16 protein-coding genes are annotated in these 20,279 nt (G+C 68.5%); 6 read left to right on the top strand and 10 right to left on the bottom strand.

The window, feature by feature from the left end; all coding sequences use genetic code 11:
• Window positions 1-103: 103 nt before the first annotated feature.
• The 5 genes from SF06_RS02200 to SF06_RS02180 all read right to left on the bottom strand — a co-directional run bounded on the left by SF06_RS02200 (window position 104) and on the right by SF06_RS02180 (window position 5,907).
• On the bottom strand, window positions 104-742 hold the full coding sequence (locus SF06_RS02200) for an MBL fold metallo-hydrolase (RefSeq protein WP_027589597.1): 639 nt from the start codon (window positions 740-742) through the stop codon (window positions 104-106).
• 172 nt (window positions 743-914) lie between these two features.
• On the bottom strand, window positions 915-2,141 hold the full coding sequence (arsJ, locus tag SF06_RS02195; protein ID WP_039559686.1) for an organoarsenical effux MFS transporter ArsJ: 1,227 nt from the start codon (window positions 2,139-2,141) through the stop codon (window positions 915-917).
• Window positions 2,142-2,291: 150 nt separating this feature from the next.
• A complete protein-coding gene (locus tag SF06_RS02190) occupies window positions 2,292-3,293 on the bottom strand; it encodes an ArsJ-associated glyceraldehyde-3-phosphate dehydrogenase (RefSeq protein WP_039559685.1) in 1,002 nt (333 codons plus the stop codon).
• A gap of 111 nt (window positions 3,294-3,404) precedes the next feature.
• The gene (locus SF06_RS02185) at window positions 3,405-3,755 is read right to left on the bottom strand and encodes a metalloregulator ArsR/SmtB family transcription factor (protein ID WP_039559684.1); all 351 of its coding nucleotides are present in this window, start codon (window positions 3,753-3,755) and stop codon (window positions 3,405-3,407) included.
• 112 nt (window positions 3,756-3,867) lie between these two features.
• On the bottom strand, window positions 3,868-5,907 hold the full coding sequence (locus SF06_RS02180) for a PhoX family protein (protein WP_039559683.1): 2,040 nt from the start codon (window positions 5,905-5,907) through the stop codon (window positions 3,868-3,870).
• Between the two features lie 169 nt (window positions 5,908-6,076).
• On the opposite strand from SF06_RS02180, the gene arsB reads away from it, so the two are divergent.
• The gene (gene arsB, locus SF06_RS02175) at window positions 6,077-7,156 is read left to right on the top strand and encodes an ACR3 family arsenite efflux transporter (protein ID WP_039559681.1); all 1,080 of its coding nucleotides are present in this window, start codon (window positions 6,077-6,079) and stop codon (window positions 7,154-7,156) included.
• Between the two features lie 35 nt (window positions 7,157-7,191).
• Entirely contained in the window at window positions 7,192-8,061 is an 870-nt protein-coding gene (locus SF06_RS02170; RefSeq protein ID WP_039559679.1) for a cation efflux transmembrane domain-containing protein, read from the top strand.
• Between the two features lie 17 nt (window positions 8,062-8,078).
• Here SF06_RS02170 and SF06_RS02165 read toward each other — a convergent pair whose 3' ends face one another.
• Window positions 8,079-9,452: a hypothetical protein gene (locus SF06_RS02165; RefSeq protein ID WP_039559678.1), complete on the bottom strand. Its 1,374-nt coding sequence runs from the start codon at window positions 9,450-9,452 to the stop codon at window positions 8,079-8,081.
• Between the two features lie 150 nt (window positions 9,453-9,602).
• Between SF06_RS02165 and SF06_RS02160 the strand changes: the two genes are divergently transcribed.
• Window positions 9,603-9,896 carry a GIY-YIG nuclease family protein gene (locus SF06_RS02160; protein ID WP_039559677.1) on the top strand — a complete coding sequence of 98 codons (294 nt, stop codon included), beginning with the start codon at window positions 9,603-9,605 and terminating at the stop codon, window positions 9,894-9,896.
• A 33-nt stretch (window positions 9,897-9,929) separates the two neighbouring features.
• Complete coding sequence (locus tag SF06_RS02155; protein WP_039559676.1) at window positions 9,930-10,868, top strand: glutathione S-transferase family protein; 939 nt, start codon at window positions 9,930-9,932, stop codon at window positions 10,866-10,868.
• A gap of 126 nt (window positions 10,869-10,994) precedes the next feature.
• Here SF06_RS02155 and SF06_RS02150 read toward each other — a convergent pair whose 3' ends face one another.
• The 4 genes from SF06_RS02150 to yjeH all read right to left on the bottom strand — a co-directional run bounded on the left by SF06_RS02150 (window position 10,995) and on the right by yjeH (window position 15,398).
• Window positions 10,995-11,495: a GNAT family N-acetyltransferase gene (locus SF06_RS02150; protein WP_039559675.1), complete on the bottom strand. Its 501-nt coding sequence runs from the start codon at window positions 11,493-11,495 to the stop codon at window positions 10,995-10,997.
• A gap of 90 nt (window positions 11,496-11,585) precedes the next feature.
• Window positions 11,586-12,587, bottom strand: a complete 1,002-nt coding sequence (gene yejK / locus SF06_RS02145) for a nucleoid-associated protein YejK (protein ID WP_039559674.1) — start codon at window positions 12,585-12,587, stop codon at window positions 11,586-11,588.
• Window positions 12,588-12,746: 159 nt separating this feature from the next.
• Window positions 12,747-14,096 carry a TAXI family TRAP transporter solute-binding subunit gene (locus SF06_RS02140; protein ID WP_039559671.1) on the bottom strand — a complete coding sequence of 450 codons (1,350 nt, stop codon included), beginning with the start codon at window positions 14,094-14,096 and terminating at the stop codon, window positions 12,747-12,749.
• 48 nt (window positions 14,097-14,144) lie between these two features.
• On the bottom strand, window positions 14,145-15,398 hold the full coding sequence (gene yjeH / locus SF06_RS02135) for an L-methionine/branched-chain amino acid transporter (RefSeq protein WP_039559669.1): 1,254 nt from the start codon (window positions 15,396-15,398) through the stop codon (window positions 14,145-14,147).
• Between the two features lie 90 nt (window positions 15,399-15,488).
• Here yjeH and sbcD point away from each other — a divergent pair, with 90 nt between their 5' ends.
• Together sbcD and sbcC are read left to right on the top strand one after the other, a co-directional pair.
• Window positions 15,489-16,706 carry an exonuclease subunit SbcD gene (gene sbcD, locus SF06_RS02130; protein ID WP_039559812.1) on the top strand — a complete coding sequence of 406 codons (1,218 nt, stop codon included), beginning with the start codon at window positions 15,489-15,491 and terminating at the stop codon, window positions 16,704-16,706.
• The gene (gene sbcC / locus SF06_RS02125; RefSeq protein WP_039559668.1) at window positions 16,703-20,104 is read left to right on the top strand and encodes an exonuclease subunit SbcC; all 3,402 of its coding nucleotides are present in this window, start codon (window positions 16,703-16,705) and stop codon (window positions 20,102-20,104) included. Before sbcD ends, sbcC begins: the two co-directional genes overlap by 4 nt.
• The last annotated feature ends 175 nt before the right edge of the window (window positions 20,105-20,279 follow it).

Genomic DNA, 20,279 nt, shown 5'->3' with positions numbered 1-20,279 from the left:
GCCCTTCGAGAACGGGCGCCGCCAGAAGTTCCGCGCCAGATTATCAGCCTGGCCAGCGAAAGACAGCCGGTGCGCTTGCTCCCTCGCGCGCCTGAGGCGCGATTCACGCCGTCACGAACGGGTTGGCGCGCATCTCTTCGCCCAGTTGCGTATCCGGGCCGTGCCCGGTGACCACCGTGGCCTCCTCATCAAGCACGTACAGGCGCTCGCGGATCGAACGCTGGATGGCGGCGAAGTCGCCGCCCCACAGGTCGGTCCGCCCGATGCCGCGACGGAACAGGGTGTCACCGGCGATCAGCAGCTTGTCCTGGGGGAACCAGAAACTCATCGAGCCGGGCGTATGCCCCGGCGTGTGCAAGGCCACACCGCAGCCGCAGGCCAGTTCCTCGTCGTCGGCCAGCCACTGGTCCGGGTCCGGCACCGGCTGGTAGGGCACGCCGAACAGCCGGCACTGCATCTCCAGGTTGTCCCAGAGAAACTTGTCGTCCTTGTGCAGGTGCAGCGTGGCGCCGGTCAGCTCCTTGAGCCGGCCGGAAGCGAGGAAGTGATCCAGGTGCGCATGGGTATGGATGATCGCGACCAGCGTCAGCCCGTGGGCGTTCAGCCGCGCGAGGATCATCTCCGGCTCGCCGCCCGGATCGACCACCAGCGCCTTCTTCGAGACGGGGTCGCCGATCAGCGTGCAGTTGCACTGCAGGGGGCCGACGGGGAAGGTTTCGCGGATGAGTGCGGGCTGGGTCATCGGAACGCTCTGGACGGAAATGGCACGGCGCAGAGGGTGGCTCAGACAGGGAGGATGATCAACCCACCGGCCGTTGACGGGCGTAGGGCACGGTTCCGGCCGCCACGGTGGCCAACGCGTTGCGTTGACCATCCTACGGCTGCCGTAACGGGCGGAGGCACGCAGCCGAAGACTACGATTCCCGCGCGGTGTCATGCCTGGGTAAGCCCAGCGACACCAGCGCCGCCAGCAGCACGAACGCGCTGGACACCCACAGGCAGGCCTCCAGGCCGTAGGCCTGGAACACCCCGCCGGAGAGCAGCGTGCCGATCAGCCGGCCCAGCGCGTTGGACATGTAATAGAAGCCCACGTCCAGCGACACGCCGTCCTCCTTGGCATAGCTGACGATCAGATAGCTGTGCAGCGAGGAATTGATGGCGAACAGCGCGCCGAACAGCAGCAGGCCGCCGATCAGTACCGCCTGCGCCGGCAGCGCGCTGTGCAGGCCCAGGGCGATGGCGGCCGGCAAGCCGGCCAACAACAGCGCCCAGACGAAGGCGGCGCGGCCGTCGGGAACCCGGCCGCTGCGTTTGCCGGTGAAGTACGGGGCAACGGATTGCACGATGCCGTAGCCGATCACCCAGCTGGCCAGGAAGCCGCCGACCTGCCAGAAGTCCCAGCCAAAGCGGCTGGCCAGGAACACCGGCAGGGCCACCACGAACCACACGTCGCGGGCGCCGAACAGGAACAGCCGCGCGGCGGAAAGAATGTTGATCGCCCGGCTCTTGGACAGCAGGTCGCGGAACTTGGGTTTGCTCTTCGCCTTGCCGAGGTCCTTCTTCAGCAGCACCAGGCTGGCCAGCCAGACCAGCGCCAGCACCGCGGCCATGGCCAGCACCGCGCCGGTGAAACCCAGCCCGGTGAGCAGCAGGCCGCCGAGGAAGAAGCCGACGCCCTTGAGGGCGTTCTTCGAGCCGGTGAGCACCGCCACCCACTGGTACAGGGTGCCCTGCTGGCTGTCCGGGACCAGCAGCTTGATGGAGCTCTTGGCGCTCATCTTGTTGAGGTCCTTGGCGATGCCGGACAGCGCCTGCGCCGCCATCACCCAGGGCACGGTGAGCATGCTGGCCGGCACGGTGAGCATCAGCAGCGCCGCGACCTGCATCCCCAGACCGATGTTCATGGTGCGGTTCAGCCCCAGGCGCGCGCCCAGCCAGCCGCCGACCAGGTTGGTGACCACGCCGAAGATCTCGTAGAACAGGAACAGCGCGGCAATCTGCAGCGGGCTGTAGCCCAGGCCGTGGAAGTGCAGCACCACCAGCATTCGCAGCGCGCCGTCGGTGAGGGTGAAGGCCCAGTAGTTGCCGGTGACGACCAGGTACTGGCGGATTTCGGGGGGAAGGCGGGTCAGGGCGTGCATGGAAGACCTGGGTGGGAAATCGTAGGGTGGGTTAGCCGCATAGCGGCGTAACCCACCGGGGATGCCGGCGGCATCCCGATGATCGGCCTCGTGGCCAGTTGGTGGGTTACGGCCTGTGGCCTGACCCACCCTACGCAAGCTTTGCGGGCCCTATGCGCCGCCCACCAGCCGGGCCAGTTCCACGGTGCGGTTGGCATAGCCCCATTCGTTGTCGTACCAGGCGTAGATCTTCACCTGGGTGCCGTTGACCACCATCGTCGACAGCGCGTCGATGATCGACGAGCGCGGGTCGGTGCGGTAGTCGATGGATACCAGCGGGCGCTCTTCGTAACCGAGAATGCCCTGCAGCTCGCCGTCGGCGGCGGCCTTGAGCAGCCGGTTCACCTCCTCGACCGTGGTGGCGCGCTCCACCTCGAACACGCAGTCGGTCAGCGAGGCGTTGGCCAGCGGCACGCGCACCGCGTGGCCGTTCAGCTTGCCGCGCAGTTCCGGGAAGATCTCGGCGATGGCGGTGGCCGAGCCGGTGGTGGTCGGGATCAGGCTCATCAGCGAGGCGCGGGCGCGGCGCAGGTCCTTGTGGGGCTGGTCGAGCAGGCTCTGGGTGTTGGTCAGGTCGTGGATGGTGGTGATCGAGCCGTGGCGGATGCCCAGGTGCTCGTGGATCACCTTGACCACCGGCGCCAGGCAGTTGGTGGTGCAGGAGGCGGCGGTGACGATGCGGTGCTGTGCCGGGTCGAACAGCCGGTCGTTGACGCCCATCACCACGTTGAGCACGCCCGGTTCCTTGACCGGCGCGCTGACCACCACGCGCTTGACGCCCTGGTCCAGGTAGCCCTGCAGCACGGCCACGGTCTTCATCTTGCCGCTGGCCTCGATCACCAGGTCGCAGCCCGACCAGTCGGTGTCGGCGATCGCCTTGTTGTGGGTCACGGGGATGCGCTTGCCGTCGATGACGATGGCGTCGCCGTCGCTGCCCGCCCCGTGCTGCCAGCGGCCGTGCACCGAGTCGAAGTTCAGCAGGTGGGCGTGGGTCGCCGCATCGGCGGCCGGGTCGTTGATCTGCACGAATTCCAGCTCCGGCCAGTCCCAGGCGGCGCGCAGCGCCAGACGTCCGATGCGACCGAAACCGTTGATGCCTACTTTGATGGTCATGGGTGTGCTCTCCGGAAAAGATTCAGTGTCTGGGCGCCAGCGTGACGATTGCCATGCCGGCACGGGTCATGGGATTTCAGCATGTGAGGCCCGCAGTACAGGGCGGTTCGTTCAGGAGCAGATCGTGGCCCGCTCGGGGCGGTTGCGCATGCCTTCCAGTCGCTGCATGTCGGCCTCCAGCCAGGGACGGTTGGCGTCCAGCACGCCGTTCAGCAGTTCCCGCACCCAGGCGGGCAACTGCGGATGCACGCGGTAATAGACCCACTGGCCCTGGCGGCGGTCTTCGAGAATGCCGCAACTGCGCAGCTGGGCCAGGTGGCGGGAGACCTTCGGCTGGCTCTGCTCCAGCGCGGCGGTCAGCTCGCAGACGCACAGCTCGCCTTCGCGCAGCACCAGCAGGCTGATGCGCGCCCGGGTCTCGTCGGCCAGACATTTGAAAACGGTGGTGGGGGTCATGGGCATTCGCCGTCAGAAGATATGGCTCGGCGAATATATTCATGCCCAGATATGAAGTAAAGCGGCGCGCCTCGACCCTCTGGCATCCTGCCGGAAGGTCGAGGCGCGCCGGCGGGGCTCAGACCGCCAGCTCGCCACCGTCGGTGCGCTGGATCACCACAGTGGCGGCCCGCGGGCGCACCTGGGTGCCGGCCGGTGCGGCTATCGTGGCGTCGTCGGCGTAGGGCCAGTTCCCCGGGTGCTGGATGTTGACGAACATCGTGCGGTTATCCGGGGTGAAGGCCAGGCCGGTCACTTCGCAGCCATTGGGACCGACGAAGAAACGCCGCAGTTCCCCCTGGTTCTGCACGTTAACCGGCACCTCGCGACCCTGCGGGTCGGTCAGGTTGGCGGGGATCACCGCCAGCATCTGGTCGTTGGTGTAGTCGGTGAGGGTCTTCTCGCCGTTGTCGGTCTGGATCCACAGCACGCCGCGACTGTCGAAGGCCATGCCATCCGGGCTGGCGAACTGGTTCAGGTCGGTAAGGCCGGAACGGTTCAGGGCCGGGTCGGCACCGGCGTTGGCGCCGAACACGAAAATGTCCCAGGTGAAGCTGCGCTGATCGGCGCTGTCGTGCCAGCGGATGATGTGGCCGTGGCGGTTCTGGGTGCGGGGGTTGGCGGCATTGGCCTCGGTACGGCTGCTGTTGTTGGTCAGCGTCAGGTACACATCGCCGTTGAGCGGGTTCACCGCCGTCCATTCCGGGCGATCCATGGGCGTGGCGCCCAGGGCGTCGGCGGCGCCACGGGTGTTGAGCAGGATGCCGGCCAGGTCGTCGAACAGGGCGCTGAGCGGGATGCCCTCCGGCGTCAGGCTGTCCGGGGTCAGCGACAGCCAGACACCGCTGCCGTCGTCATTGAAGCGCGCCACGTAGAGGGTGCCGCGATCCATGTACTTGGCGCCGGTGGCCAGACGGTCGAGGGGGTTCGCGTCGGCCGGGTCCCACGGGGCGGCGGAAACGAACTTGTAGAGGTATTCGTTCTGCGCGTCGTCGCCGCTGTAGAACACCACCGGCTTGCTGGCCTCGGTCAGGCCCGGCCAGCAGCCTTCGTGACGGAAGCGGCCCAGGGCGGTGCGTTTCACCGCGCGAGTGGTCGGATCGTGCGGGTCGATCTCGACGATGTAGCCGTAGGTGCTGGCCTCGTTGCGGTAGTCGTCCCGCGCGCTGGCGCCGCGCGGGGTGATGTCGAAGCGGGCGAATTCCTCGTCCACCTCGCTGGCGTCGCCCGCGGCGGTTTCCCAGGCGTAACTGGTCCTGGCGGTGGAAATGCCGATGCGGCGCTGATCCTCCGGCAAGCTGGCGTCACGGTTGATGAACACGTTTGGCCAGTTTTCCTCGCAGGCCAGGTAGGTGCCCCACGGGGTGAAGCCGTTGCCGCAGTTGTTGTTGGTGCCGCGCGTTACGGTGCCATCGGGCGAGAAGCGCGTCTGCACATGGGTGCTGCCGCGCAGCGGGCCGGACAGCTCCATCACGCTGGCGGTGGTGAAGCGGCGGTTGAGCGGGTCGTTGTCCATCACCTGCCAGCGGCCGCCGACCTTGCGGATGCGCAGCACGCCGACGCCGTGGGCGTTGATCTCCTTGCGCACTTCCTCGGCGGGCCGCCGGCCCTCGGCATCGCGGGTCGGGCCGCTGGGATGCAGGGCCTTCTGGTCGATGTACTCGTAGTTCACCACCAGCAGACCGTCTTCAGCGCTGCCGTTGAGGGGGAAGAAGTGCATGCCGTCGTGGTGCATGCCCACGGCGTTGGCCTGGTCGTCGGCGCTGTTGCCGCCATCGGCCTGCCAGGCACGCGCGGCGCTGTTCAGCGGCGTGCCCCAGGGCGCCAGCACGTAGGCGCTGTAACCGGGCGGCACCACGCAGGCATCGGTGCGCGAGCCGGGAATGGAATCGAAGCCGAGCCGCACGGGGTCGGGCTGGGTGAGTTGCGGCTGCGGCGGACGCGGGCGGCCGTCCTTGTCGAGACAACCGCTCAGGCCGACGCCGGCCATCATGGCAATCGCAGCGCCCAGGCTGCCACGCAGCACGCTACGGCGGCTGAGGTAGCGATCCACGACCCGGTCCATGGGCTCGTTGTGGCTGTGATTGCGCTGCAGGTTATCGCCGGTTTCTCGACTCATGGGGAGATCCTTCCAGGTTGGAGCCCAGACTGTAGGACGCCCGTGTGACGGCTGCGTGTCAGCGCGATGAACCCTCTCGAGGCCTGCTGCGCTCATGCGGCCTGCTGCATATTCGCCAGGGCGCATGTTAAGGTGGCGCCCGCCCCGTGTTCCGTAGGAAAACCCTTGTATGTCCAGTCCCTGTGAAGTGGCGGCCAAGCAGGCCGCCGGCGCCCCGCTCGGTGTGTTCGAGCACTATCTGACCCTCTGGGTGGCCCTGTGCATCGTCGCCGGCACCCTGCTCGGCCTGTACGCACCCTCCGCCGCCCAGGCCATCGGCGCGCTGGAGGTGGCCAAGGTCAACCTGCCGGTGGGCGTGCTGATCTGGGTGATGATCATCCCGATGCTGATGAAGATCGACTTCGGCGCGCTGCACGAGGTGCGCCAGCAGAAGGCCGGCATGGGTGTCACCCTGTTCGTCAACTGGGCGGTCAAGCCGTTCTCCATGGCGCTGATCGGCTGGCTGTTCATCAAGGTGCTGTTCGCCGACTGGCTGCCGGCCGGCGAGCTGGACAGCTACATGGCCGGGCTGATCCTGCTCGGCGCCGCGCCCTGCACGGCGATGGTGTTCGTGTGGAGCAACCTGTGCAACGGCAACGCCAACTTCACCCTGACCCAGGTGGCGCTCAACGACCTGGTGATGGTGTTCGCCTTCGCCCCCATCGTCGCCCTGCTGCTCGGCGTGTCGTCGATTCCGGTGCCCTGGGACACCCTGCTGCTGTCCGTGGTGATGTACATCGTCATCCCGCTGGCGATTGCCCAGTTCCTGCGCGCCCGGCTGATGACGCGTGGCGAGGCGGCCTTCCAGGCGGCGCTGGCGAAGATCTCGCCGTTCTCCATCGTCGCCCTGCTCGCCACCCTGGTGCTGCTGTTCTCCTTCCAGGGTGAAGCCATCGTCGCCCAGCCGCTGGTCATCGGCCTGCTGGCGGTGCCGATCCTGCTGCAGACGCTGTTCATCGCCGCCCTCGGCTACGCCCTGAACCGCGCCCTCAAGGTCCGGCACGAGGTCGCCGGCCCCTCGACAATGATCGGCGCCTCCAACTTCTTCGAGCTGGCAGTGGCGGTGGCCATCGTGCTCTACGGCTTCAACTCCGGCGCCGCGCTGGCCACCGTGGTCGGCGTGCTGATTGAGGTGCCGGTGATGCTCTGGCTGGTCCGGTTGATCAACAACAGCCGCAGCTGGTATGAACGCGCGCTGCCGCGCCCCTGACGAAAACGCCCCGGACGCACATGCGAGACACGCCCATGAGCGATTGCTGCAAGACTTGTGGTTGCACCGCGGAGGAAACGCCCAGCCCGCCGCCGGCCGAGGCGCGGGCCGGCCTGGTCAGCCAGTTCAGCGTGGCCAAGATGGATTGCGCGGCCGAGGAACGCCTGATCCGCATGGCCCTGGAACCGCTGGCCGAGGTGCGCGGCCTGCACTTCGATCTGGGCAACCGCCGGCTGCGGGTGTGGCACGACGCCGATATCGCGCCGGTGGCCCGCACCCTGGAAGCACTCGGCCTGGGCGCACGCCTGGACGGCACCACGGTAGCCGGCGAAGCGGCGCCCGTCGCGCCGGATGCCGGCCACCAGGCCAGGGTGCTGCGCTGGTTGCTGGGCATCAATGCGCTGATGTTCGTCGTCGAGCTGACCAGCGGCTGGCTGGCGCAGTCCACCGGGCTGCTGTCGGATTCGCTGGACATGTTCGCCGACGCCGCCGTGTACGGCGTGGCGCTGTACGCGGTCGGGCGCGCGGCACACCTGCAGCTCGGCGCCGCCCGGCTGGCCGGTGTCATGCAGGTGCTGCTGGCACTGACCGCGCTGGCGGAAGTGGCGCGGCGCTTCCTGCTCGGCAGCGAGCCGCAGTCACTGTCGATGATGGGCATCGGCCTGCTGGCGCTGGCGGCGAACGTCGCCTGCCTGCTGCTGATTCACGGCCAGCGCGACGGCGGCGTGCACATGCGCGCCAGCTGGATCTTCTCCGCCAACGACGTGCTGGCCAACCTCGGTGTGATTCTCGCCGGCGCCCTGGTGGCCTGGACCGGTTCGGCCTGGCCGGACCTGCTGATCGGCACCGCCGTGGCGCTGCTGGTGCTCAACGGCGCGCGGCGCATCCTGGCGCTGAAGGCCTGAGGACGGCGGCGGCCGTCTCAGGCCCGCCGCCACGGCCGCCGGCGGGGCGGCGGCTCGGGCCAGTTCACCGTCTTGCTCTCGCAGCGCACGATGCCGCCCGCGCCCAGGCGCAGGGTCCAGCGCTGCGCCACGCCGGCGGCTTGCCCCGGCTCGCGGTGCACCAGCAGCAGGTTGTAGTCATGCTGCCTCTCGATGGCGTGCACCTGCACGCCATCGCCTTCCTTCCACTCGAACAGTTGCTGGTGGCTGGCCTGGATCATCGCGCAGAGCGGTTCGCAGTCCAGGGTCAGGCGCTCCTGGATTTCGTCCTGGGTCAGCGCTGCCTTGTCCAGATGCAGCCGTGAGCGGTAGCAGATGATCTGCCGCTCCTCGTTGGTGGCCCATTTGCCGGCATGCTCGCGCACCGTCACGTCCAGCTCGGGCAGCCGCCGGTAATCCAGCCAGACCAGTTGCTGGGCCAGCAAGCGCTGGGTGAACGGCATCTGCTGGCGGATCCTCCAGCGCGGCTTGCCCTTGCGCAGCCAGCGCGTGACGGCGTCGATCAGGTCGTCGCGCAGCAGGTCGCGGACCGCGTAGATCAGCGCGATGCCCAGCAGCAGGGCCAGCGACAGCTGCTGGCTGGCGTCGCGCACGTTGAACAGGAAATAGGTGAACAGCGACATGATCAGCACCGTGGAAGCTGCCTTCACCAGCTTGCGCGTGCCGGCGCCCAGTTCGGTGATCTTCTGACGCAGCACCACCGGGTATTCCAGCAACCGCTGGTACAGGCTCATGCGGTTCCACACGCGGGTCGGCGTGCCCTGGAAATCGCCCAGGTAATCGCGCTCCCGGCGATAACGGCGTTCCTGGGCAAGGAAGTCCTCCACGGATTGCCGCAGCTCCTCGTCGAGCTCAGCGAAGCCTTCCAGGGTCATGCATTCCAGCAGGAACTGCTCGGCCAGCCAGGAAAAGTACACGTCGAGCTGGCGGAAATAGCGCAACTGCTTGCTCTGCTTCGGCTCCGCCTTGCGCAGGCGCTGGGCGAAGTTCTGGCTTAGGCGCAGGGCGCGCGCCAGCGGCTCGGCCAGCGCCTTGCCCTGCAACTGCTGGCGCAGCCGGTCCAGCGACGCCAGGTACTGGTAGAACCAGGCGCCATGCATGATTTCGTAGTGCGGCGAAAGCAGCGAATAGGAGGTGTCCAGCTTGCTGGCGCGGTCCTGGGCCGGCAGCCCGAGCAGGCCGAAGCGGTGGCTCAGGGCCGAGAAGAAGAACTGCTCCTCGGCCAGGGTGCGGGGGGAAAGCGTGCTTTCGTGCGGCGTGAACAGATACAGGTCAAGCTGATGGCGGCCCGGCGTCTTCAGCGTGCGGGTCAGTTGCAGGCGAAAATCGCCCTGGCGCTTCAATGAGAACACGACACCTCCGACAACAATGGCCCAGCGAGCATATCCGAAGCCGGACCGGTTGGGTGCGGGCACTCCCTCCGGCACCACCCCTGGGGTGCCGGCTTGAACTCACCCAGCCGGCCATTACACTGTGCCTCCCCTTCGCGGCCCTGCCCTTCCATGACCGACGCCCCCGCCAAGCCCTGGTTCGTCTACCTGGTGCGCGCCGCCAACGGCGCGCTCTATTGCGGCGTCAGCGACGACCCGCAACGGCGCTTCGCCCAGCACCAGAGCGGCAAGGGCGCGCGCTTCTTCCATTCCAGCCCGGCGCAGGCGCTGGTGTACGTGGAAGCCTGCGCGGACAAGAGTGCGGCCCTCAAGCGCGAGCGGGCCATCAAGGCGCTGCGCAAACCGGCCAAGGAGATGCTGGCGGCTGGCAGCTCGGCAATGTCGGCGGCCGTCAGGGACTGCTAGTTTCGCCCCGCACCTTTCCAGCGGAGCCTGACCATGCACAACACCCTGATCCTGCACCACTACCCCGAGTCGCCCTTTGCCGAGAAGGCCCGGCTGATGCTCGGTTTCAAGCAGTTGTCCTGGGGTTCGGTGTACATCCCGCGCATCATGCCCAAGCCTGACCTCACCGCACTGACCGGCGGCTACCGCAAGACCCCGGTGCTGCAGGTCGGCGCCGATATCTACTGCGACACCGCGCTGATCGCCCGCCGCCTGGAGGCCGAGAAGGCCACGCCGACGCTGTTTCCGGAAGGCAAGGAACTGGTGGTCAGCGCCTTCGCGCAGTGGGCCGATTCGCTGGTGTTCCAGACCGCCATCACCCTGGGCTTCCAGCCGCAGGCACTGAGCGACCGCCTGGGCAGCCTGCCGGAAGCCGCCGTGCAGGCCTTCGTCGCCGACCGCGCCGCGCTGTTCAAGGGCGGTACCGCGCCCCGCGTTTCGGTCGAACAGGCCCGCAGCACCTGGGCCGTGCTGATGGCGCGACTGGAGCAGCAACTGGCGCGCGAGGACAGTGATTTCCTGTTCGGCGCGCCGTCGCTGGCCGATTTCGCCCTTGCCCACCCGCTGTGGTTCCTCAAGAGCAACCCGGTGACCGCATCGCTGGTGGATGCTTCCCCGTCGATCCGCGCCTGGCTGGCGCGTGTGATGGACGTTGACCATGGCTCCGCCCAGCGCATGGATGCGCAGCAGGCGCTGGACATCGCCCGCGAGGCCGAACCGGCGCCGCTGCCCGCCGAGGCGTTCGCCGACCCCAACGGCTTCCAGGCCGGCCAGCGGGTGAGCATTCGCGCCGAGGACTACGGCGTCGATCCGGTGCAGGGCGAGCTGCTGTACGCCGGCACGGAGGAACTGATCCTGCGCCGCGAGGACGAGCGCGCCGGCCTGGTGCACGTGCACTTTCCACGGCTGGCGTTCCGGATCGAGGCGCTGTAACGGCCAGAGGTCCGCGCGGCGCCGCTTTCGTGGGAGCCGCTTCAGCCGCGATGCTTTGTGCAGGCCGTGGCCAGAAGCTCGCGACTGAAGCCGCCCCTACAGGTTTCGAGCTGACCGCCCACGTCCTCAATGCAGCGCCGAAGTCACCAGGAAATTTACCAGCGTCGGGTCGTCGGGCAACTCGATCTCGCGGGACGGGCGCGGCAGCTCCTCGACCACCGCCTGCCAGAACGCCTGCGCCACCTCGTCCTGCTGGTGGAAACGCACCAGCCAGGGGAGGCGGGTGTCGCTCAGCGCATGCAGCGCCACGGCCAGGCCGATGCCCTGGCGCCGGTACTTCTTGAGAATGAACAGGTCGGCCAGCTCCAGCGCGTCGAGGCCCGGCACCTCGCTGCGCTCGATCAGCAGGAAGCCGGCAATGGCGCCTTCCACCATCACCAGTTGCGCGCTCCAGTCCGGCTCCTCCCAATAGCGAGCAAGGTACTCGTCATGCACGTAGAAGCGCCCGTCGGCGTCCACATCCTCGTGCTCCCAGTCGGAAGTTTCGTAGGCGTAGAACTGGTAGAGGTTGCGGATCAGGGGCGCCTGGTCCGCCTCGGTGGCAAGCAATTCGAGGGTTACGGTCATGGGCTACACGGCGTGAATCGGGGCGCGACGCGCCGCGAAGGAAAACGAAAGCGCCCCGGCAGCCGGGGCGCATGAACGAGCGGGGCGGACTCAGCGACGCTTGAGCTGATCCTTCAGCTGAGTGGGCACCTGGCGGATGGTCAAGGTGTCGGTCGTCTCGTCGTACTCGACCCGCGAGCCCAGCAGGTGCGCCTCGAAGCTGATCGACAGCCCCTCGGCGCGGCCGGTGAAGCGGCGGAACTGGTTGAGGGTGCGCTTGTCCGGCGGAATCTCCGGCGCCAGGCCGTAGTCGCTGTTGCGGATGTGGTCATAGAAGGCGCGTGGCTTGTCCTCGTCGAGCAAGCCGGAGAGTTCCTCCACGGTGATCGGCTCGCCCAGGCGCGCCTGGGTGCTGGCGTAGTCCACCAGGGTCTGGGTCTTCTCGCGGGCCTGCTCCTCGGCCAGGTCCTCCTGCTCGACGAAATCGCTGAAGGCCTTGAGCAGCGTGCGGGTTTCGCTCGGCGCATCGACGCCTTCCTGGCAGCCGATGAAGTCGCGGAAGTAGTCGGAGACCTTCTTGCCGTTCTTGCCCTTGATGAACGAGATGTACTGCTTCGACTGACGGTTGCTCTGCCATTCCGAGAGGTTGATGCGCGCCGCCAGGTGCAGCTGGCCGAGGTCCAGGTGCTTGGCCGGCGCCACGTCCAGCGCCTCGGTGACCGTCACGCCCTCGCTGTGGTGCAGCAGCGCGATGGCCAGGTAGTCGGTCATGCCCTGCTGGTAATGGGACAGCAGCACGTGCCCGCCGGTGGACAGGTTGGATTCCTCCATCAGCTTCTGCAGGTGCTCGACCGCCTGGCGGCTGAAGGCGGCGAAGTCCTGCTGGTTGTCCAGGTAGCCCTTCAGCCAGCCGCTGAACGGGTAGGCGCCGGACTCGTCATGAAAGAACCCCCAGGCCTTGCCCTGCTTGGCGTTGTAGCTGTCGTTGAGGTCGGCCATGAGGTTCTCCATGGCCTGATTGACCGGCAGCTCGGCGTCGCGGGCATGCAGCACGGCGGGCGAGCCGTCGGGTTTCTTGTCGATGAAATGGACGATGCAGTGACGAATCGGCATGGAACTCTCGGGGCGGGCGAAACAGGCGCGCTAGTGTAAAGCATCGCGGCAGAAGCCCCTCCCACAAAAAAACGAACCTGTGGGAGCGAATTCATTCGCGAGCTTTTTGGGGGCCACAGCAATGAGCTCGCGGACGAGTCCGCTCCCACGGGCCTTGGCTCAGTCGATCAGCTCCGGCTGCGCCAGCGCCTTGCCGCTCTTCGGCTGGTCGCGCAGGAATTCCAGGCGCTTGATCATGTAGCGCACGTGCACGTGCAGGTCATACAGCTCGCCGGAATAGGACAGCGGCACCTCGATGCGCGCCAGTTCCAGGCCCAGGGCGATCAGGTGGTCGATCTCCTTCTGCGGGTCCTGCAGCTTGCCCAGGTACAGCTGGCGGTCGATCTCGCGCAGGTGCTTGTACCAGCGATAGATGCGCGAGCGGATCTGCCAGCGGTACAGCGGGCCGACCACCTTGATCAGCGGAATCAGCAGCACCAGCAGCGGAATGGCGAGGATGATGTAGCGGTCGGCCAGCGAGGCGATGCGGAACGGCAGGTAGCGCTGCAGGATCGGCAGGCCCTTGCTGTAGAAGTACTCCGCCTCGTCCAGCGTGGCGAAGTTCGACGAGGCCGGTGCCGGGAAGCGCCCGGCGGCGTCCAGCAGGTTGCCGTCCTTGAGCACTTCGCGGGCGGCGGCCAGGATCAGGGGGGTCAGCGAGGGATGGAACGCTTCGCTGGCCACCAGCGTGGCCAGCGGGCCGACGGTTTCCAGCGATTGATCGGGCACGTTGCGTTCCAGGCTGACCAGCCCTTCGCCCACGTCGATGCGGTTCAAGTACGGCAGGCGCGCCTGGTAGGCGGCGCTGCGACCCAGGTTGAGCAGTTGGAGGTTCGGATCGCCGGCCAGGCGCTGCACCAGGCCGTTCTCCGCCGGGCCGATGAAGAAAGCCGCGTCGAGGTTGCCGGCCTGCAGCTCGCGGGCCGCACGGGCACCGCCGGCTTCCTGCCAGCCCGCCGGCAGCTGCTGCAGGTCGATGCCGTTGGCGCCGAGCAGGGCATCGGTCACCGAGCGGGTGCCGCTGCTCGGGCTGCCGATCGCCACGCGCAGCGCCGCCAGCTCGCCGAGGCGGGCAATCGTCACGTCCTGGCGGGCGAACAGCCACACCGGCTCCTGGAACAGCACACCCAGGCCGTACAGCTCGGCGCGCTGTTCGCTGTTCAGGCTCAGTTCCTGGCCGCTCTGCACCAGCGCCAGCTCCACCTCGCCGGCGCGCAGCTTGGCGAGGTTGTCCACCGAACCCTGGCTGTTCACCAGTTCCAGCGTGAAACCTTCCTTGGCCAGCTCGGCCTGCAGGCGCAGGCCGAAGCTGTGATAGCCGCCGCTCGGGCCGCCGGTGGCCAGGCGCGCGTCCATCGGCGGCGGTGGCGCCACGAAGGAGAACAGTGCCCAGACCAGCGCGGCCACCACCGGCACGATCCACAGGTTGGCGAGCACGAAGATTTTCAGATCGTTGAAGACGCGGCGCATGGCGGATTCCCGAAGCGGTTTCGGCGGCAGAGGATAGCCGCTGCGCTCTCACTCGCGCGAGAACCGTTCCTCGCGCCAGTAGCGCCACAGCGCCAGCACCGCCAGCAGGCCGAGCGCGTACAGCGCATCCCGGCCGAGGGCTGCCAGCACCAGCAGGCAGAGCAGCGTGGCCAGCGCCGCGACCCCGCGCCAGAGCCCGCGCAGCAGCAGGACCCCGGCGGCCATGCTGAGCAGGTAGACGATGATGAAGTTGCCGTTGGCGTAGCGGATCAGGTCGTCCACCGACAGCTGCAGCGCCTGGGCCAGCGCGGCGCACAACGCGCAGACCGCCACCACCAGCAGCAACGCCGGACCCGGCACGCCATGCCGGTTGCGCCCGGCCAGGCGCGCGGGCAGCTTGCCCTCGTCGGCCAGGCTCCAGATCAGCCGGGCGAAGCCCTGCACATAGACGTTGATCGAGGCGAAACAGGCCAGGTAGCCGAGCAGCGCCACCAGCCAGCGGCCGCGCTCGCCGAACAGCTGCTGCATCAGCTGCGGCAGGGCGGTGGCGTCGCGCTGCGCGTCGCCGTACACGCCGAAGCTCAGCACCGCCACGGAGAAGGCCCAGTACACCAGCCCGGCCAGCAGCACGCCGACCAGCAGCGCCAGCGGGAAATCGCGGCGCGGATTGCGGAATTCCTCGCCCAGGTGGGTGAACGCCTCGATGCCGACGAAGCACCAGAACATCACCCCGAGGGCCGCCGGCAGGCGCGACCAGTCCGCACCGATGGTTGGCAGCAGTGGCTGGCTGGCGCGCGGCAGCTCGCCGGCCCACCAGATCAGCGCCACCGCACCGATGATGGCCACGGCAATCAGCGCCTGCACCGCGCCGGAGGCGCGCGGCGGCCGCTGGCCGAGCAGCAGCATGGCGCCGAGGGTGGCCAGCTGGATCAGCAGCACCTCGCCCGCACTGAGCGGCAGCACCGCCTGCCAGAAGCCGGTGGCGATGTTCAGCGCCGCCGGCAAACCGACCGGCAGCACGGCCAGGAACAGCAGCGCGATCAGCCGTTCGCTGCGCGCGCCGAAGGCCAGGCCGATCAGGTGCGGCGCGCCGCCGGCATGGGGAAAGCGCCGGCCGAGCTGGGCGAAGGTGAAGGCCACCGGCAGCACCAGGGCGATGAGGATCAGCCAGGCCCACAGTGATACGGAACCGGCGGCGCTGGCGGCCAGCGCCGGCACCACGAAGATGCCGGTGCCCAGCAGCGAGGTGCTGAGCAGCGCGACGCCCTGCCCCAGCCCCAGTTCCTTGTTCAAACGACTCATCGGGTATGCTCGCGCCCATTCGAAAGGGTCGCCATGATACGCCCGCGATCGCTTCCCCACCCGCTTCCGGAACCCGACACCCGTATGAGTCTGCGTCTGCTGCACACCTCCGACTGGCATCTCGGTCAGCATTTCATGGGCAAGAGCCGCCAGGCCGAGCACCAGGCCTTCTGCGCCTGGCTGCTGGAACAGGTGCGCCTGCATCGGGTGGATGTGGTGCTGATCGCCGGCGACATCTTCGACACCGGCGCGCCGCCCAGCCATGCCCGCGAGCAGTACAACCGCTTCGTGGTGGCGTTGCGCGACACCGGCGCGCGGCTGGTGGTGCTGGGCGGCAACCATGACTCGGTGGCCATGCTCGGCGAGTCCCGCGAGCTGCTGGCCTGTCTGGACACCTGGGTGGTGCCGGCAGCGATGGAGAATCCCGCCGACCAGGTGCTGGTGCTGCCGAACCGCGACGGCGAGCCGGGCGCGTTGCTCTGCGCGATTCCCTTCCTGCGCGCCCGCGACCTGCTGCGCAGCGAGGCCGGCCAGAGCGCCGAGGACAAGCAGCGCTCGCTGCAGGACGCCATCGCCGCGCACTACCGGCGCTGCCACGAGCAGGCCGTGGCCCTGCGCCGCCAGCACGGCCCGCTGCCGATCGTCGCCAGCGGCCACCTGACCACCGTGGGCGCCAGCGCCAGCGAGTCGGTGCGCGAGATCTACGTGGGCAGCCTGGAAGCCTTCCCCACCCGCGACTTCCCGGATGCCGACTACATCGCCCTTGGTCATATCCATCGCCCGCAGAACGTCGGCGGCCATGAGCACATCCGCTACAGCGGCTCGCCGATCCCGCTGTCCTTCGACGAGGCCGGCCAGCAGAAAGCAGTGCTGCTGGTGGATCTGGACCGCATCGGCCTGTGCGGCATCACCGCCCTGCCCGTGCCCTGCTTCCAGCCGCTGCTGACCCTGCGCGGCACGCTGGAGCAGATCGCCGCGCAACTGCCCGAGGCCGCCGCCCAAGGCACCCCGGAGCGCCCGGCCTGGCTGGAGGTACAGGTGGTCAGCGACGACTACCTGAGCGACCTCGGCACGCGACTGGCCGACCTCACCCGCGAACTGCCGGTGGAAGTGCTGCGCATCCGCCGCGAGCGCAACGGCGCCAGCGCGGCGCTGCACAGCGAAGCCCGGGAGACCCTGGACGAGCTCGACCCGCTGCAGGTGTTCCAGCGCCGCCTGGAGCAGGAAGCCCTCGACGACGCCCTGCGCGAGCGCCTGGCCCAGTTGCACCAGCAGGTGCTGGCCGACCTGCGGGAGGTGCAGGCATGAGAATCCTCACCCTGCGCCTGAAGAACCTGAACTCGCTGAAGGGCGAGTGGAGGATCGACTTCACTGCCGAGCCGTTCAGGGACAACGGCCTGTTCGCCATCACCGGTCCCACCGGCGCGGGCAAGACCACCCTGCTGGACGCGATCTGTCTGGCGCTTTACCACCGCACGCCGCGCATGGACACGGTGAGCGCCGGCGGCAACGAGCTGATGACCCGGCACACCGCCGACTGCCTGGCCGAAGTGGAATTCGAGGCGCGCGGCGAACGCTACCGCGCCTTCTGGAGCCAGCGCCGCGCCCGCGACAAGGCGGATGGCGCCCTGCAGCAGCCCAAGGGCGAGCTGGCCAAGGCGGACGGCACGTTGCTGGCCGAGAAGCTCAACGACAAGCTGGCCCTGGTCGAACAGCTCACCGGCCTGGACTACGCGCGCTTCACCCGCTCGATGATGCTGGCCCAGGGCGGCTTCGCCGCCTTCCTCAACGCCAAGGCCGCCGAGCGCGCCGAGCTGCTCGAGCAACTGACCGGCACCGAGATCTACGGGCAGATTTCCATGCAGGTGTTCCAGCGCGCCCGGGAGCAGAAGGACGTCCTGGAACGGCTGCAGGAGCGCGCCGAGGCGGTGGAGCTGCTCGACGAGGCCGCGCGCGCAGCGCTGGAGGCCGAGGCGACCAACCTTGCCGCCGACGACACCGTGCGACGCGACGAACAGCAGACCCTGCGCGCCCAGCAGCAGTGGCTGCAGCAGCGCGACCAGGCCCAGCGCCAGCTGGACAGCGCCCAGGCCCGCGAACAGGCCGCCCGTGCGCAACTGGAACAGGCCGCCGCCGACCTGCGCCGCCTGGCCGCCAGTGAGCCGGCCGAACAGTTGCGCCCGGTCTTCGACGCGCGCCTGCAGGCCGAACAGGCGCTGCAGGCCACCGAAACCAACCTGCGGCACCTGCAGGACGAACAGCACCAGCACGAACAGAGCCGCCAGCAGGCGCTGTGGCACGGCCACTGGGCCAGCGAACAGCAACGCAGCCGAGAACACGCGGCGCTGACCGCCCTGGAGGAACGCGGCATCGCCCTGGAGCAGCGCCTCAAGGAAACCGCCAGCCATGCGCTGCTCGCCGGCCAACTGGGCGGCTGGAGGCTGCGTTTCGCCGAGTGCGATCAACTCGGCAGCGATCTGGCGCAACTGGACAAGCGCCACCAGGCGATCCAGCAGCGTCTGGCCACGCATGCCCAGCGCCACGTGGAAGCCGAGCAGCAGTTGCACGCCGACCAGGCGGAGCTGGAAACGGCCCGCTCGCAACTGGCGCAACGCGAACAGCAGCATCAGGCCCTGCTCGGCGAACGTGATGAAGCCGGTTGGCGCGCCCACTGGCAGGCGCTGCTGCAGCGCAAGGGCCAGCTGGAGCAACTGCAGCAGCTGCTCGAGCAGCGCGCGCAGCAGGCCGCGCTGCTGCACAAGCACGGCGCGCGCCAGGAGAGGGCGCAGGCCGTGCAGGCCGCCCGGCAGACCGAGCTGGCCGCCCTGCGCGAGCTGTACCGCCGGGTGAAAAGCCAGGTCGACGACAAGGAGCGCCTGCTGCAACAGGAGCATCTGCTGCAGGCGCGCGCCCAACTGGTACCCGGCGCGCCCTGCCCGGTGTGTGGCGCGTGCGAGCACCCCGCCGCCGGGCATTACGACCCACTGGATATCACCAGCACCCAGCAGGCGCTGGCGGAGCTGAAGGCCGAACAGGAACAGCTGACCCAGCAAGGCCAGACCCTGAACGCCGAAAAGGCCCGGGTGGAAGGCGAGCTGGAGGAAATCCGCCACCAGTTGCAGGCCGCCAGCACGCAGCAGGCGCAGCTGGACGCCGGCATCGGCCGGCTGCTCGTCCAGCTGGGCCTGAGCGAGCCGCTGGACCTGCAGGGCGAGCACACCCGCCTGCTGGCCGAGCAGGCACAGACCCAGCAGCGGCAAGCCGAGCTGGAGGCGCTGAAGAAAGCCCTGAACGAGGAGCAGCAACGGGTCTTCGCCCTCACCCAACGGGACGGCGAACAGCGCCAGCAGCTGCAGCTGATCGACAAGGACCAGCAGGCCGACACCCAGGCGCTGGGCGAGCTGGATGGCGAACGCCAGCGACTGCTGGCGCGCCGGCAGGACGTGCAGCAGGCGCTGCGCGACGAACTGGCCAGCCTCGGCTATGCCCTGCCCGACGACACCGCCGCCTGGCTGGCCGAACGCGAGGCCGACGCCCGGCAATGGCAGCAGGCCCAGGCGCAGCAGCAGACCCAGCGCGATGAACTGCGTGAGCAGGAGCACCGCCTGGACGACGCCACGGCGCTGGCCCAGCGCTGGCTGGAGCGCTGGCAGGCGGCCGAGCAGCCGCGCTTCGACACGCCCAGCGGCGCGTGCGCCGCGCTGCTGGCCGCCGCCGAACAGCAACTGGAAGCCGCCGAACGCGCCCTGCTGCAGCTGGCCGGCCAGCGCCGCAGCCTGGGCGAACGCCGCGAACAGCAGACCCAGCAACGGACGGAGCAGCAGGCGCGCTGGGAAGCCGCGCTGCGCGACAGCCCGTTCGGCAGCGAAGCGGACTATCTCGCCGCCTGCCTGCCGCTGGCCGAACGCCAGGCGTTGCAGGCCCGCAAGCAGCAGCTGGACACAGCGCTGACCGAAGCGGCCGCGCTGCACCAGTCCGCCCGCCAGACACTGGACCAACTGCTCGCCCAGCCGCAGACCGGGCAGGATGCCGACGCCCTGGCTGCGCGCCTGGCGGAACTGGACGCCGAGCTGCGCCGCATCGGCCTGCGCCAGGGCGAGCTACACGCCGTGCTGCAGGGTGATGCCCAGCGTCGGCAGAGCCAGCAGGCCCTGCATGAGCAGGTCGCCCGGCAACGGGAACAGAGCGACCTCTGGCAGCACCTGGCCAGCCTGATCGGTTCCGCCGACGGCACCCGCTACCGCAAGTTCGCCCAGGGGCTGACCCTGGATCACCTGGTGCATCTGGCCAACCGCCAACTGCTGCGCCTGCATGCCCGCTATCAGCTGGCCCGGCGCAAGGGTGGCGACCTGGAACTGGACGTGCTGGACACCTGGCAGGGCGACATCGCCCGCGACACACGCACGCTGTCCGGCGGCGAGAGCTTCCTGGTCAGCCTGGCGCTGGCCCTGGCGCTGTCGGATCTGGTCAGCCAGCACACGCGCATCGACTCGCTGTTCCTCGACGAGGGCTTCGGCACCCTGGACGGCGAAACCCTGGAGGTGGCGCTCGATGCGCTCGACCAGCTCAACGCCAGCGGCAAGATGATCGGCGTGATCAGCCACGTCGAGGCGCTGAAGGAGCGCATCCCGGTGCAGATCCGCGTCGACAAGGGGGTCGGTCTGGGGCACAGCCGCCTCGATCCGACCTTTGCGGTGGGCAGATAAGAGGCTCCGTCCAGCGGGGGGAGGCGCCCCCTTCTCCGCTCGTCATCGCTAAGCCTTTGAGGGATAAATGAATTTTCTCGCCCCTCGAAGAAAAAAAATCGCACGGATGTGTTGACAGGGAAATCTCGCTGCGTAAAATGCGCGCCACTGCAACGGGGTTTCCGGTTCGGCTGGA

This window comes from Pseudomonas flexibilis (assembly GCF_000802425.1).
Classification (GTDB): domain Bacteria; phylum Pseudomonadota; class Gammaproteobacteria; order Pseudomonadales; family Pseudomonadaceae; genus Serpens; species Serpens flexibilis.
This window is presented reverse-complemented; position numbering and strand designations above follow the sequence as displayed.

What these genes read in the sequence shown, in the direction of transcription:
- SF06_RS02190 (WP_039559685.1), bottom strand. Translation starts at nt 3,293, where the DNA reads ATGACCATCAAAGTAGGCATCAACGGTTTCGGTCGCATCGGACGTCTG.
- SF06_RS02155 (WP_039559676.1), top strand. Translation starts at nt 9,930, where the DNA reads ATGCACAACACCCTGATCCTGCACCACTACCCCGAGTCGCCCTTTGCC.
- SF06_RS02185 (WP_039559684.1), bottom strand. Translation starts at nt 3,755, where the DNA reads ATGCCCATGACCCCCACCACCGTTTTCAAATGTCTGGCCGACGAGACC.
- sbcC (WP_039559668.1), top strand. Translation starts at nt 16,703, where the DNA reads ATGAGAATCCTCACCCTGCGCCTGAAGAACCTGAACTCGCTGAAGGGC.
- SF06_RS02160 (WP_039559677.1), top strand. Translation starts at nt 9,603, where the DNA reads ATGACCGACGCCCCCGCCAAGCCCTGGTTCGTCTACCTGGTGCGCGCC.
- yejK (WP_039559674.1), bottom strand. Translation starts at nt 12,587, where the DNA reads ATGCCGATTCGTCACTGCATCGTCCATTTCATCGACAAGAAACCCGAC.
- SF06_RS02200 (WP_027589597.1), bottom strand. Translation starts at nt 742, where the DNA reads ATGACCCAGCCCGCACTCATCCGCGAAACCTTCCCCGTCGGCCCCCTG.
- SF06_RS02180 (WP_039559683.1), bottom strand. Translation starts at nt 5,907, where the DNA reads ATGAGTCGAGAAACCGGCGATAACCTGCAGCGCAATCACAGCCACAAC.
- SF06_RS02140 (WP_039559671.1), bottom strand. Translation starts at nt 14,096, where the DNA reads ATGCGCCGCGTCTTCAACGATCTGAAAATCTTCGTGCTCGCCAACCTG.
- SF06_RS02150 (WP_039559675.1), bottom strand. Translation starts at nt 11,495, where the DNA reads ATGACCGTAACCCTCGAATTGCTTGCCACCGAGGCGGACCAGGCGCCC.
- arsJ (WP_039559686.1), bottom strand. Translation starts at nt 2,141, where the DNA reads ATGCACGCCCTGACCCGCCTTCCCCCCGAAATCCGCCAGTACCTGGTC.
- SF06_RS02170 (WP_039559679.1), top strand. Translation starts at nt 7,192, where the DNA reads ATGAGCGATTGCTGCAAGACTTGTGGTTGCACCGCGGAGGAAACGCCC.
- arsB (WP_039559681.1), top strand. Translation starts at nt 6,077, where the DNA reads ATGTCCAGTCCCTGTGAAGTGGCGGCCAAGCAGGCCGCCGGCGCCCCG.
- yjeH (WP_039559669.1), bottom strand. Translation starts at nt 15,398, where the DNA reads ATGAGTCGTTTGAACAAGGAACTGGGGCTGGGGCAGGGCGTCGCGCTG.